Source organism: Mycobacteroides sp. PCS013 (assembly GCF_049532645.1).
GTDB lineage: Bacteria > Actinomycetota > Actinomycetes > Mycobacteriales > Mycobacteriaceae > Mycobacterium > Mycobacterium gwanakae.
Genome location: NZ_CP150131.1, coordinates 1,349,628 through 1,362,782, shown reverse-complemented (window position 1 = coordinate 1,362,782; position 13,155 = coordinate 1,349,628). Strand labels below are relative to the sequence as shown.

Sequence of the window (13,155 nt, the reverse complement as noted above, 5' to 3'; positions counted from 1 at the left end):
ATACGCAGATAGTAGACCATGGAGCCTGTCAGTGCTCGCAGCACCCACATCCGTCGGCGGTGGCACTCCCCGGCACCGACGTGGTCATTGGTGCGCAGCAGGATTCGCCCCTCCAGGCGTTCATGCCCTCACGCACCGCGATGGCTGCGATCACGAGCGCCGCGACCGGGTCCGCCCATGACCACCCGAAGAGGGAGTTGACGAGCAGTCCTACCAGCAAGACCGCCGACAGATATGTGCACAGCAGCGTCTGCTTGGAATCGGCCACCGCCGACGCAGATCCCAGCTCACGACCTGCCCGGCGTTGCGCCCAAGACAGCACCGGCATGACCGCGAGGCTCACCGCCGCCAGCGCGATACCGATCGTCGAATGCCGAGCCTCGCCGATCCCCGCCAGCGACCGGATCGACTCCACCGTCACATACGCGGCCAGCGCAAAGAACGAGAACGCGATGGCCCGCAGCGCGGCCTTCTCCCTGGTCTGCGGATCCTCGGCACTGAATTGCCACGCCACCGCGGCGGCCGAAGACACCTCGATAACCGAGTCCAAGCCGAAGCCGATCAGCGCGGTCGAGGACACCCGCGCACCTTCCGAGAGGGCGACGACGGCCTCGATGACGTTGTAGGTGATGGTGGCGGCGACGAAAAGACGCACCCTGCGATTGAGCACGTCTCGGCGCTGGGACGTGAGCACCATCAGCAGCAATCCTCATCAGCCGGGCAGCAGGACGGATCGACCGTCAGCACCAAGTCCACCAAGTCGTCCAGGGCGTGGGCGATCCGCGCATCGGCCAGCTCGTAACGGGTGCGCCGACCCTCTGGAACGGCGACGACAAGTCCGCAACCGCGAAGACACGCAAGGTGATTCGAGGTGATCTGACGCGATACCCCAACCTCCTCGGCGAGCTCCGAAGGGTAACCGGGCCGCGATCGCAGGCTCAGCAGGATCGCCGAGCGCGTCGGGTCCGACAGTGCCGATCCAAATCTCGTCAGGGCATCACGATGGACCAGGGTCTCCATGACATGGATAGTACATCTTCTTCTGTATTCAGATCTAGATGTACTAACTGGCGGCCGGTACGTGCCCCGCCGAAGCCGAACGTGCTTTCTGCCCGGCACGCAGAAAGACCCCCGTTCGCTCCTTTCCGAGAATTTCGGTGGGCTTTCCGTCGACCACGACGCCGTGTCCGCCGACCAGCACCGAGCAGACTGTCTCATCATTGCGATTGACCATCCGCGACAATCCCCCGTAAGCAGCAACGGACTGCTCGGCATACTCCGTCAGGGATCCATCGAGCCTCGCGGGGTCAACCACCAAAAGGTCTGCCCGGTCGCCGATTCGGAGATGACCGGCATCGATCTGGTACCAATCGGCAAGCTCACCAGTCAGTCGGTGCACGGCCTGCTCGATGGTCATGAACGGCTGTCCGGCTAGTTGCGCCTCGTGCACATGCCTCAATAGCCGCAGCCCGAAGTTGTAGAAGGCCATGTTCCGCAGGTGAGCACCGGCATCGGAGAAGCCGAGCTGGATGCCGGGATCTTGCGCGAGCTGCCTGAGTACCTCGGGACGATGATTGGAAATAGTGGTGCGCCAGCGGATGGCGGTGCCGTGTTCGAGCACCAGATCAAGGAACGCGTCGACAGGATGCAGGCCCCCGCGGTCCACACCGACCTGGCCAAAAGACTTGCCGACGACCGAGTCATCAGGGCAGGCAACGATCTCGGCATCGAAAAAGTCTCTGTGCCAGACTCTTACACCAAACTTGCTCTCGTACTCCTTGCGGAACCGGCGACGGTACTTCTCGTCGCGCAGCAGATCATTGCGCTCCACTTCGTTGCGCAAGTGCAAGGCTGCGGCCCCCGCACCGAATTCTTCGAAGATCACCAGGTCGATACCGTCCGCATAGACCTCAAACGGCACGGGCAGATGCTGCCAGCGGAAATTGCCACCCAGTTTGTTGATGATGCGGGCGAGCGGCCCCATCGCCCTGATCGCATACGGGTTGGCCTTGATATCGGCCGCCGAGAGCAGCGACGTCGATAGCCGCTTGCGCAGGATGCCCAGAGACTGGACTGCCTGCGACAACACGTTCAACGGATTCTCAATGTCCGGACCAGATTGCAGCGCCCGATTCCTTTGGCGAAGCTGGGATTTGAGCTTTCGCAGCTCACGCGGCTTGGCATAGGTAGACGGCAGCGTCCGAGAACGGCACACATCGCCGTCCAGCTTGTCGAAGAGCAGCTGCTGAGAGGACATGCCGACAAAACCGGCATCGAGGGCCTCGGTCAACCACCTGTCCATCTGCGACTGCTCATCGGGCGTGGGCCGTTCGTTCTTACGGGTGGCGCGATCCAAACCCATCACCGCCGCGCGCATATCCGAATGCCCCAGGAACGTCGCAATATTCGGCCCCAGCGGAAGCGACTCCAGCGCCGCGATGTACTCACGCGCATTCGTCCATGTCTTGTGCCGATCCATCGCCCCGATGACGTGATCGCGCGGTATCGCCTCCACCCTGCCGAAGATGTCCCCGGCATCGACGCCGTTGACATGCACCACGGACAGCGAGCAAGAACCCAGTAGCACCGTTGTCACGCCGTGCCGCACCGACTCCGACAGTGCGGGTGCGGCGAGGACTTCCACGTCGTAATGCGTGTGGACGTCCACCAACCCCGGGAGCACCCATTTTCCCGTCGCGTCAATGATGTGCGGACAGTGCGTGACATCGAGGTCACCGTGCGAGATCGCGACAATATGACCGTCCTTGATCCCGATGTCTCGGATAGCCGATGCCGCGCCGGTTCCATCGAACCATCGCCCATTCTTGATCACCGTGTCGAACTGCACGTCGTTGTGCGAAGCCATAGTCGACTCTCCTTGTGTTACTGCTATTTCACGGGCGCTATGCGAAGCGCCGGTAGGACATATCTCCGGAAGTGGCGGCGCAGCGAGGCAGGATCATCCGGGTCCATGTGGTTCCCGGGTACGCTGCCCAGGCTGATCATCACACGGGCGATCCACTCGCTTGCTTCCTCAATGTCTGTGCGCGCGTGAATCTCTCCGGCATCGCGGGCCGCCTCGAGATACGGGCGCCAGAATCCGGCGAGATCGGGCACCAGCCCCTGCACGCCCGCGCCGGCGCAGGCCATGAACTCCTCGGGCTCGCGTACTCGCATCCGCATGAGCAAGGTGCCGGGATCGTCGTATGCGCGGCGGCCGATTTTCACCCCGGCCACCAACTGAGCCTCGAACCCCTCGATGTCCGCAAGCTCCGCGGCGGACTGGGCCCAGCTGGTCTCGATCAATCGGATGATCGCGGCACCCACCAGAGTCTGCTTGTCCGGGAAGTGACGGTACAGCCAGGAACGCGATACGCCGGCTTCCTCCGCCACGTCCGTCATCGTTGTTGCCCGAATTCCCTTGTCAGCCAATATCTTCTCGGCAGCGTCGAGCAGCCGGGCGGCGACTGAATCGCCATCGGGGTCGGGTATCAAACCTTCATCGAACACTGCGGTCATGCCCTCAATCTAGACAAGCTGTAGACACATTTCAAGATCTGTGTACACTTCGGATGAACAGATTTTCGAAACTGTTCACAAGCGACCGCAATGCCGCGGCCGGACCTCAAGGAGTCCCATGACCCGACCCAAGACCGCGATCATCGGTGCCGGAATCAGCGGACTGACGTCCGCGAAGATGCTGTCCGACTACGGAATTCCGTACACCTGTTTCGAAACGTCCGATCGCATTGGTGGAAACTGGGCATTCGGCAACCCCAACGGCCATAGCAGTGCATACCGTTCCCTGCACATCGATACCTCGCGGCATCAGCTCTCCTTCCGCGACTTCCCCATGCCCGACAGCTACCCACATTTTCCTCACCACACCCTGATCAAGCAGTACCTGGAGGACTACGCGACGGCCTTCGATCTCAAGTCCCATATTGAATTTCAGAACGGCATCGTCCACGCTGAGCGCTTGTCAACCGGTGGCTGGGAACTGCTGACGCAGAAGGGTGAACGCCGATTGTTCGACCTTCTCGTCGTCGCCAATGGACATCACTGGGACCCCAGATATCCCGATTTTCCCGGAACCTTCGCCGGCACGACGCTGCACTCTCACCACTACATCGATCCCCGCACTCCCCTGGATCTCATGGACAAACGGATCCTGGTGGTGGGCCTGGGTAACAGCGCCGCCGATATCGCGGTAGAGCTATCGTCCCGGGCTACCGGAAACACCGTCGCCCTCTCCACCCGGTCCGGCGCCTGGATCGTCCCCAAGTACGTGGCGGGCCAGCCCGCCGATAAGTACTTCCGCACCAGCCCACACATACCGATGTCATGGCAGCGCAAACTCTTTCAGATGATGCAGCCCCTCATGTCGGGTCGCCCCGATCAGTTGGGGCTACCGATGCCGAACCATAAGTTCGGCGAGGCACATTTCACCCAATCCGTCGAGCTCCCGCTGCGACTTGGATCCGGAGACATCGCTCCCAAGCCGAACATCGACCGACTGGACGGTGACACGGTGCATTTCGAGGACGGCACGTCCGCGGACTTCGATGTGATCATCTTCGCCACGGGTTACAACATCACCTTCCCGTTCTTCGATCCGGCATTTCTCAGTGCGCCGGACAATCGCATCGACCTGTACAAACGGATGTTCAAACCCGGGCTGGACGACCTGATCTTCGTCGGCCTGGCGCAGGCCGTTCCATCCTTGTTTCCGTTCGTCGAGTGCCAGGCACGACTGGTGGGTGCCTATGCGGCAGGCAAATACCGGCTGCCCTCGATCGGTGAGATGCACGAGGTGATCGAGGCGGAACATCGCAAGTACACCGGGCACATGCTTGATCGCCCGCGCCACACGCAGCAGTTGGACTATTTCCTCTACGAACACGATATGAGAACCAGGGAGATCCCCCGCGGACTCGCGCGGGCGAGGGGTGCCGCATGAACCGGCAGAACATCCGATTCAACAGCCACGGAATCGACTGTGATGCATGGCTGTACCGTTCGGAGACGGCAACGGAGCCGGCCCCCGTCGTGGTGATGGCACACGGACTGGGCGGTACCAAGGATTCGGGACTGGAAGCCTTCGCGGAGCGGCTCGCCGACGCGGGCATGCACGCCTTCGCGTTCGACTATCGCGGCTTCGGATCCTCCGACGGTTTTCCCCGGCAAAAGGTTTCGTTCAGCCATCAGATCGGCGACTATCACGCTGCCGTGAACACCGCCGCCCGCCTCCCCGGTGTTGATCCCAGGCGGGTCGTCTTGTGGGGTGTGTCCCTCGCCGGTGGGCACGTACTGGCCGTCGCCGGTTCGCGAAACGATATCGCGGCCGTCGTCTCGGTGACGCCGTTGGTGGACGGCATTGCGGCTGCGCGCTCGGCGATGAGCGAACACAGCGCCGGCACCTTGGCTCGCTCGGCGCTTACCGGTATCCGCAGCCGGGTGGGACGTCACCAGCAGACCATTCCGATCGTCGGGCATGTGGGAGAGCTCGCGGCGTTGACATCAGACGGGTACTACGAGGCGCATCTGGCGATCGCGGGACCTTCTTGGCGCAACGAGATCGACGCGACGGTGGGCACTCAACTTGCCGCGTACCGTCCCACCCGCCATGCCGCGCGGATCAACTGTCCCACGCTGGTGCAGGTCGCCGACTTCGATCGGGCCGCGCCACCGTACGCCGCCGCCAAGGCCGCCTTCAAGGCACGGGCCGAGGTGCGCCACTACCCCTGTGATCACTTCGGCGTCTATCAGGGCCAGGAGTGCTTCGACTCCGTCGTGTCCCACCAAATAGGCTTTCTGACAAGACACCTGGGCGTCCGGTCGGCGTCGCTGACCGAAGCAGTTCATGGCTGAGACCATTCAGCAGCTGGTGCGTGCCCGGGCCACCGATGACAACGTTGCACTCATGTATCGAGGCGCGACGTGGACCTGGCGCGAGTACGTGGCCGAGGCGGACCGTCAGGCGGCAGCACTGATTCGGCGGGCCGACCCGCACCGGCCTCTTCACGTCGGCACCCTGCTGGGCAATACCCCTGCGATGGCGATTGCGATGGCTGCGGCCGCTCAGGGCGGATACATCCTGTGCGCGATCAACAACACTCGTCGTGGTGAGGGTTTGGTGCGCGATATCCGCAAGGCGGATGTGCAGCTACTGCTTGTGGACAGCGAGCATCGCCCTCTGCTCGAATCGTTGGATCTATCTGACGTCGTTGTGATCGATGTCGATGGGACGGGCTGGCGCCGCGATGTCGAGGCGGCCGGCGCGCTGGAGCCGTATCGGACTGCCGCGGCCCTTGACCCCTTCATGATGATCTTCACCTCAGGGACCAGCGGTGACCCGAAGGCAGTTCTCGTGACACACATGATGGTGCTCGTCGCGGCTCAGTCGCTGGTATCCCGATTCTCGCTGTGCCCCAACGATGTCTGCTATGTCTCGATGCCGTTGTTTCATTCGAATGCCGTGCTGGCCGGATGGGGTGTCGCAATGGCGGCGGGTGCCGCGCTGGCCCCGGCGAAATTCTCCGCATCGGGCTTTCTTCAGGACATCCGGGAGGTCGGCGCCACTTACATGAACTATGTCGGCAAGCCACTGGCATATCTCCTTGCCACACAAGAACGGCCCGATGATGCGGACAACCCGCTGCGGGTGGCGTTCGGGAACGAGGCCTGCGATAACGACATTGACCAGTTCGCTCGACGATTCGATGTCGCGGTGTACGACGGATTCGGTTCGACGGAGAATGCCGTCATCGTCACCCGGGAGGAGGGTACGCCGACGGGTTCCATCGGCAAGGGCTTCCCCGGTGTCGCGATTTACGACTCCGACACGTTGATCGAATGCGCCGTGGCCCGGTTCGATCCGCACGGCATCCTGGTCAATCCCGATGAAGCAGTCGGTGAGTTGGTGAATACCCAAGGGGCAGGCTTTTTCTCGGGGTATTACAACGATGACGAGGCTACCGGTGAACGGATGCGCCACGGTATGTATTGGTCGGGCGACCTCGCCTACCGGGACGCAGACGGCTGGATCTATCTGGCCGGGCGGACAGCCGACTGGATGCGGATTAATGGCGAGAACCTGGCGGCAGCACCCATCGAACGGATCGTGCACCGGCACCCCGCAGTGAGCCAGGTGGCCGTCTACGCCGTCCGCGACGCCTCCGGGGGCGACGAGGTGATGGCCGCACTGGTGCTGCGGGAGCCGTTGACGCCGTCGGGTTTCACCGCGTTTCTAGCCGCCCAGGAGGATCTGCCGCGAACCGGTTGGCCGCGATATGTGCGCGTGGCACCCGGGCTCCCGTCCACCGCGACCAACAAGGTTCTCAAGCGTGTGCTGATTTCACAGGGCCTTGATGTCGGGGACGATGAGCTGTGGGACCGCGACGAACGAATACCTGCCCTGGCAGCATCCCCAACGGGCTATGTTTCCAGAGTGACTTGAGTTGTTCGCTAAAGCCATTGCGCGGCTGAATTTTCCACACTAAACTCGAACATATGTTCGATGGATTGGCAGACGGTGGACTGATCGATGTGATCAGCTCCTCGCAGCGCGCGGAGGCACAGGCAGCCGCGCGACGACTCTCTGCCATTGGCGTGCTGGTGGATCGCCACGCGGACCCCGAGCAGCAGGATCCTCGCGACAGGTTTGCGGTGGACCGCTGGGACGAGGTTGCCGCACAAGTGGCCGCCGCACAGGGCATCACCCACGCGTTGGCCTCACATCAGATGCGCTACGCCTATGTCCTACGCCATCGGCTGCGTGCCGTGGCACAGCGATTCGCCGCCGGAGACATCGACTTTCGCACCGTCGCGTTGATCATCGGGCGCACCGAACTACTGGAAGACGATGCTCTAGTCGCCGCGGTCGATGCGGCGATCTGCGAAGCGCTGCCCCGCTGGGAACGCTGGTCGATTAAACGGATCACCGGCGCGCTCGACGCGCTGATCTACCGCCACGACCGTGACGCGGTGCGCCGCACCAAAACTGCCACCGACGACCGCCACCTCGAGATCCGGCCCCTCGATACCGGCGACCCCCTGGCCGAGATCTGGGGTGTACTGCAGACCCCACACGCCGTGGCCCTCGACAAACGTCTCGAGCAGCTGGTCGCCACCGTCTGCCCCGCCGACCCTCGCACCAAAGCCCAACGGCGTGCCGATGCCATCGGCGCCCTCACTCAGGGCCTGGATCGGATGCGCTGCACCTGCGATGACCCCGGCTGCGCGGGGGTTTCCGTTGCCGACACCCCTGTCATCGTTCACCTAGTCGCCAATCAGGACACCCTGGAAGACCCCGAAAACCTTGAGCCCGCCCAGGTATCCGGATTCGGAGTCATCAATGGCGCGCAGGCCCGCCACATCGCCACGCAGCCCGGCACCCGGATCCGGCCCCTGCATGCCAGGGACACCGACCGCTATCGGCCCACCCGCACCCTCGACACCTATATCCGGTGTCGCGATCAGATGTGCCGCTTCCCTGGCTGCTCGCACCCCGCCGATACCGCAGACCTGGACCACAGCGTCGCATACGCCGACGGCGGCCGTACCTCAGTAGAGAACCTGAAGGCGTTGTGCCGCAAACACCATCTACTGAAAACCTTCTGCGGATGGCGTGAAATTCAGGAGCCGGACGGCACCGTCATCTGGAAAGCGCCCACCGGACACACCTACCCCACCACCCCCGCCGGCGGGCTACTGTTCGCCAATCTCAGCAGGCCTCGCACCCGCGCCCAAGACCGTCAACAACGCCTCACCGCCGAACGAAACCTCAACCAACGACAGCGACTACAACGCGAGCACGCACAAGCCGCACGCGCCAAGGCGAATCCACCGCCGTTCTAACCGGTGAGATGACGCCAGGGCATTGCCTCTGGTGACAGAGCGGGTACCGTCACCGTCGTCCCTTTGAAAGGAACCTATGGCTATCGACGGCACCATTCCGCCAGCCCCCGTGCGTGTGCAGGTCGTACACACCTTCACGTCCGCCCCCGAGGTGGTGTTTGACAAGCTCGTCCAACATGAAAGTTACGAGCTGTTCGGACTGAAGGTAACCGAGGTGCGAGACGGCGAGACCGGGCGCTATGGCGTCGGGTCGGCCCGTGGGCTTAAGGTCGGCCTGCTACCAGAGTTCTGGGAGGCGACCATGACCGCTGATCGACCCACCTTGATCGAATACAAGATCATCAAAGGCTCGCCACTCAAGCAGCATTGGGGTCGTCAGGAACTAACCCACCTCCCCGATGGCAGAACGCAACTGAACTACACAATCCGCTTCGATATGGCCATACCGGGTGCAGCCGCGATTACGGCCAAAGCGCTGACCAGGGCGATCATCAAGGGCCTGCCACAGCTTTGCCCTTGAGGGCGCAACCCGGTCCGCCGCACCAACGCGTCACCTCTCCGTGTCGCAGCATGTTCGTAACATCGTTGTTCCACTCAGCAACTTTCCGGTCGCTACGGTCGCACGATGACGTCCCCGGCAACATATGACACATCAGCGCCCGCCCCTGAGGAACAGGGATATCACAAGGGGCTGAAGAACCGGCAAGTCCAAATGATCGGCATCGGGGGTGCCATCGGCACGGGGCTGTTCATGGGAGCCGGTGGCCGGTTACACAGCGCGGGACCGGGCTTGTTCTTGGTTTATGCGGTCTGCGGCGTGTTCGTGTTCTTCATCCTGCGTGCTCTGGGCGAGCTGATCTTGCACCGGCCGTCCTCGGGGTCCTTCGTGTCATACGCCCGCGAATTTCTCGGTGAGAAGGCGGCATACGTCGCAGGCTGGATGTACTTCTTCAACTGGGCCGCCACCGCCATCGTCGACGTCACCGCCATCGCGCTGTACATGCACTACTGGAGCGCCTTCAAGGCCATCCCTCAGTGGTCCATCGCACTCATTGCCTTGGTCATCGTGCTGACCATGAACACCATCAGCGTCAAACTGTTCGGGGAGATGGAATTCTGGGCAGCTCTGATCAAAGTGGTTGCCATCATGGGGTTCCTGGTCATCGGGACGGTATTCCTGGCTGGCCGCTTCACGGTTGAGGGTGCCAGCACAGGACCATCGGTGATCGCGGACAATGGCGGCCTGCTGCCCACCGGTCTGATGGCGCTGGTGATCGTCACCTCGGGAGTCGTCTTCGCGTACTCCGCAGTCGAACTGGTCGGCATCGCCGCCGGCGAGACCGAGAACCCGGAAAAGGTGATGCCCCGGGCCATCAACTCCGTCGTGTTCCGGGTCGCGGTCTTCTACGTGGGTTCGCTCATCTTGCTGGCACTGCTACTGCCCTATGGGACCTACAAAGCTGGCGAAAGCCCCTTCGTCACCTTCTTCTCCCGGATAGGCGTGCCGTACGCCGGCGATGCCATGAACTTTGTGGTGCTGACAGCCGCACTGTCCAGCCTGAACGCGGGCCTGTACAGCACGGGGCGGATTCTGCGGTCCCTCGCGATGAATGGCAGTGCGCCAAAAGTGTTGTCCCGTATGACCTCTGGCGGAGTGCCCTTCATGGGCATCGCGGTCACCGGCGCCCTCACACTCGTCGGGATATTCATGAACCTGGTCATTCCCGCCGAAGCGTTCGAAACCGCTTTGGATCTGGCGGCGCTCGGGATCATCTCCTCGTGGGCCACCATCGTGATCTGCCAGATCCAGCTGTACCGGTGGTCGCAGCGAGGCATCCTGCGGCGGGGCAGTTTCCGGATGCCCGGAGCCCCGTACACCGGGTACCTGACGCTGGCGTTCCTGGCGGCCGTGGTGGTGTTGATGTGTTACGAGAACGCGTGGAACCTGATCGCGATCGTGGTACTCGTCCCCGTGCTGACCGCGGGCTGGTACCTGTGCCGTGGTCGCGTACTGCAGCTCGCACAGGAGCGCATCGGATACACCGGCGCCTACCCGGTGATAGCGCACACTCCCATGCTCGACGACCCGCCGGGTGGCCGGGACGGGTAGCGGCAACGGTTGGAGCGGCCTTGTAGGTTGCGATCAACCGGTAGTCGTACACGAGGGGGACCTGAGGCATGGGCCAACTGAACGGGGCCAGGGCAGATCAGGCCCGAGAGGTGATCGAGGCGCTGGCCGGTCCCGGTGCAGTCCTGCGGGAAGATCAAGAAACGGCGGTGACAGCACTACTGGAGCCCGCAGCTCGGGTGCTGGTGGTCCAAGCGACGGGTTGGGGCAAGTCCGCGGTGTATTGGGTCGCGACAGCGATCCGGCGTTCCGAGGGCGCCGGTCCGGCACTGATCGTCTCGCCGCTGCTGTCCCTGATGCGCGATCAAGTCGCCGCCGCCGCTCGGGCAGGGCTGCGCGCCGCGACGCTCAACTCGTCGAACTTCGACGAGTGGAGTTCGATCGAGGCGCGGCTCGTGGCCGGTGACGTCGATGTGCTTCTGGTATCACCTGAGCGGCTGGCCAACCCCTCATTCGGCCGTAGGGTGCTTTCGGCACTCGAAGGCTCCATGGGGCTGCTGGTCATCGACGAGGCGCACGCGGTATCGGACTGGGGACACGATTTTCGTCCCGACTACCGCCGGGTCTCCGACGTGCTCACCCGGATGAATCCGTATACACCGGTACTGGCCACCACCGCCACCGCGAACGCGCGGGTCACCGAAGACGTGGCCACCCAGCTGGGCGACGCCACCCTTGTTCTCCGGGGACCGCTAGCCCGTCGCTCATTGCAGCTCAACGTGTTACCACCGATGTCGCCGCTGGCACGCTATGCCTGGGTCGCTCGTCATCTCGACGAACTGCCTGGGTCGGGCATCGTCTACGTACTCACCGTCGCCGATGCACAACGGCTCGTGAACGCCATCCATGCGGTACACCCACAGGCGAAAGTCGCTGCCTACACAGGCCAACTCGACGCGGACGCGCGAGCCCGGCTGGAGGACGCGCTACGTGAGAACCGGATCAAGGCGCTGATCGCCACGTCTGCCCTGGGGATGGGCTTCGACAAGCCCGACCTCGGATTCGTAGTCCACATCGGGTCACCGCCATCGCCGGTCGGCTACTACCAGCAGGTGGGGCGCGCCGGCCGCGCCATCGACCATGCGGCAGTCGTGCTGCTTCCGTCGGAATCGGACGCCGGCATATGGGACTACTTCACCACCGCTTCGATTCCAGATCCCAAGCAGATGGACACGGTGCTCACCGCTCTGGCCGGTGAGACGCGCGATGATGAGGGATCGGTATCGGTAAACGCGCTCGAAGCCAAGACAGGTATTCGGCGCACACGAATCGAGCTCATGGTCAAACAACTCGCCGTCGACGGCGCGGTGGAGCGGGTCGACGGCGGCTGGCGATCTACCGGTAGCCCTTGGCATTTCGACACAGAGCACTACGACGGCATCATTGCCACCCGCCGCCGCGAGGCCGACATCATGAAGGCCTACACACGTGGAGAGCGCTGCCTCATGCAGCTGCTCACGGAATCACTCGACGACCCCCAGGCCGCATCTTGCGGACAGTGCTCGGTGTGCCTCGGGCAGACACCCGATGGGCTCGGATCGCCCGCGTCCGCCGAGCTGATGCAGATGGTCGCGGCCACCCTGCGCACCGACTCCACGGTGCTTGAACCCCGAAAGATGTGGCCTGGCGGAGAGTTCGGTACCCGCGGCAAGATTCCAGCGGACCTGCTCGCCGAGCCCGGCCGCGTGCTTGTCCATGCCGATGCCCCGGAGTGGAGCGGGGTAATCGCCGCTGCGGTAACGGGCGAGCCCGAGGCGATCGAAGTCCTGACCCAGGCCGCGGTTTCCACGCTCGCTCGATGGCGCGACGAATGGGTCGCCCGCCCCGAGATCGCGGTGTCGCTGCAGCTGACCGGTACGCCCCGGCCAGTGCAACCGGTGACCGAGCGAATTGCGACGATCGGTCGCCTACAGCAGGCGGCGATGCCAGCGGTTGTGGGTATGGCTCCGGGCCGTGATTCCTCCGGCGGCGAGGAAGCCGCCTACTGGCGTGACGCGATCAGCACAGACGACTCACTCCGGGACATGGTCAACGGCCGATGCGTTCTGCTGGTGGCAGACTCGACGTCTACCCGGTGGCCCATCACCGTTGCCGCCGCCCATCTGCGCAAGGCCGGAGCGCGAGCGGTACTGCCACTGCTCATCCACCAACCGGCCTGATCCGGCGGG

Annotated in this window: 11 protein-coding genes; 7 read left to right on the top strand and 4 right to left on the bottom strand. The window is 63.3% G+C overall.

Annotated features, from left to right (window positions below; all coding sequences use genetic code 11):
- Positions 1 to 28 precede the first annotated feature (28 nt).
- Genes RHO23_RS06580 through RHO23_RS06565 form a run of 4 tightly spaced genes read right to left on the bottom strand, consistent with a single transcriptional unit; the run spans position 29 to position 3,519 of the window.
- Entirely contained in the window at positions 29 to 697 is a 669-nt protein-coding gene (locus RHO23_RS06580; protein ID WP_070921898.1) for a cation transporter, read from the bottom strand.
- Positions 697 to 1,020, bottom strand: a complete 324-nt coding sequence (locus RHO23_RS06575; RefSeq protein ID WP_064408691.1) for an ArsR/SmtB family transcription factor — start codon at positions 1,018 to 1,020, stop codon at positions 697 to 699. Before RHO23_RS06575 ends, RHO23_RS06580 begins: the two co-directional genes overlap by 1 nt.
- A 43-nt stretch (positions 1,021 to 1,063) precedes the next feature.
- Positions 1,064 to 2,866, bottom strand: coding sequence for an N-acyl-D-amino-acid deacylase family protein (locus tag RHO23_RS06570; RefSeq protein WP_423488835.1), 1,803 nt, complete (start codon positions 2,864 to 2,866; stop codon positions 1,064 to 1,066).
- Positions 2,867 to 2,889: 23 nt separating this feature from the next.
- Complete coding sequence (locus RHO23_RS06565) at positions 2,890 to 3,519, bottom strand: TetR/AcrR family transcriptional regulator (RefSeq protein ID WP_264921721.1); 630 nt, start codon at positions 3,517 to 3,519, stop codon at positions 2,890 to 2,892.
- 118 nt (positions 3,520 to 3,637) lie between these two features.
- Here RHO23_RS06565 and RHO23_RS06560 point away from each other — a divergent pair, with 118 nt between their 5' ends.
- The 7 genes from RHO23_RS06560 to RHO23_RS06530 all read left to right on the top strand — a co-directional run bounded on the left by RHO23_RS06560 (position 3,638) and on the right by RHO23_RS06530 (position 13,146).
- Positions 3,638 to 4,960, top strand: a complete 1,323-nt coding sequence (locus RHO23_RS06560; RefSeq protein WP_070917802.1) for a flavin-containing monooxygenase — start codon at positions 3,638 to 3,640, stop codon at positions 4,958 to 4,960.
- Positions 4,957 to 5,871, top strand: coding sequence for an alpha/beta hydrolase (locus RHO23_RS06555; RefSeq protein ID WP_070917803.1), 915 nt, complete (start codon positions 4,957 to 4,959; stop codon positions 5,869 to 5,871). Before RHO23_RS06560 ends, RHO23_RS06555 begins: the two co-directional genes overlap by 4 nt.
- A complete protein-coding gene (gene fadD1 / locus RHO23_RS06550; RefSeq protein ID WP_423488834.1) occupies positions 5,864 to 7,459 on the top strand; it encodes a fatty-acid--CoA ligase FadD1 in 1,596 nt (531 codons plus the stop codon). Before RHO23_RS06555 ends, fadD1 begins: the two co-directional genes overlap by 8 nt.
- A gap of 53 nt (positions 7,460 to 7,512) precedes the next feature.
- Positions 7,513 to 8,859: an HNH endonuclease signature motif containing protein gene (locus RHO23_RS06545; RefSeq protein WP_070917805.1), complete on the top strand. Its 1,347-nt coding sequence runs from the start codon at positions 7,513 to 7,515 to the stop codon at positions 8,857 to 8,859.
- Between the two features lie 76 nt (positions 8,860 to 8,935).
- Entirely contained in the window at positions 8,936 to 9,379 is a 444-nt protein-coding gene (locus RHO23_RS06540; RefSeq protein ID WP_064408685.1) for an SRPBCC family protein, read from the top strand.
- 105 nt (positions 9,380 to 9,484) lie between these two features.
- Entirely contained in the window at positions 9,485 to 10,969 is a 1,485-nt protein-coding gene (locus RHO23_RS06535) for an amino acid permease (RefSeq protein WP_057968258.1), read from the top strand.
- 68 nt (positions 10,970 to 11,037) lie between these two features.
- Positions 11,038 to 13,146 (top strand): RecQ family ATP-dependent DNA helicase, encoded by a 2,109-nt coding sequence (locus RHO23_RS06530; RefSeq protein ID WP_423488833.1) that lies wholly within the window; start codon positions 11,038 to 11,040, stop codon positions 13,144 to 13,146.
- Positions 13,147 to 13,155 lie beyond the last annotated feature (9 nt).

Coding starts and splice junctions, on each gene's coding strand:
- RHO23_RS06580 (WP_070921898.1), bottom strand. CDS start 697: ATGGTGCTCACGTCCCAGCGCCGAGACGTGCTCAATCGCAGGGTGCGT.
- RHO23_RS06575 (WP_064408691.1), bottom strand. CDS start 1,020: ATGGAGACCCTGGTCCATCGTGATGCCCTGACGAGATTTGGATCGGCA.
- RHO23_RS06570 (WP_423488835.1), bottom strand. CDS start 2,866: ATGGCTTCGCACAACGACGTGCAGTTCGACACGGTGATCAAGAATGGG.
- RHO23_RS06565 (WP_264921721.1), bottom strand. CDS start 3,519: ATGACCGCAGTGTTCGATGAAGGTTTGATACCCGACCCCGATGGCGAT.
- RHO23_RS06560 (WP_070917802.1), top strand. CDS start 3,638: ATGACCCGACCCAAGACCGCGATCATCGGTGCCGGAATCAGCGGACTG.
- RHO23_RS06555 (WP_070917803.1), top strand. CDS start 4,957: ATGAACCGGCAGAACATCCGATTCAACAGCCACGGAATCGACTGTGAT.
- fadD1 (WP_423488834.1), top strand. CDS start 5,864: ATGGCTGAGACCATTCAGCAGCTGGTGCGTGCCCGGGCCACCGATGAC.
- RHO23_RS06545 (WP_070917805.1), top strand. CDS start 7,513: ATGTTCGATGGATTGGCAGACGGTGGACTGATCGATGTGATCAGCTCC.
- RHO23_RS06540 (WP_064408685.1), top strand. CDS start 8,936: ATGGCTATCGACGGCACCATTCCGCCAGCCCCCGTGCGTGTGCAGGTC.
- RHO23_RS06535 (WP_057968258.1), top strand. CDS start 9,485: ATGACGTCCCCGGCAACATATGACACATCAGCGCCCGCCCCTGAGGAA.
- RHO23_RS06530 (WP_423488833.1), top strand. CDS start 11,038: ATGGGCCAACTGAACGGGGCCAGGGCAGATCAGGCCCGAGAGGTGATC.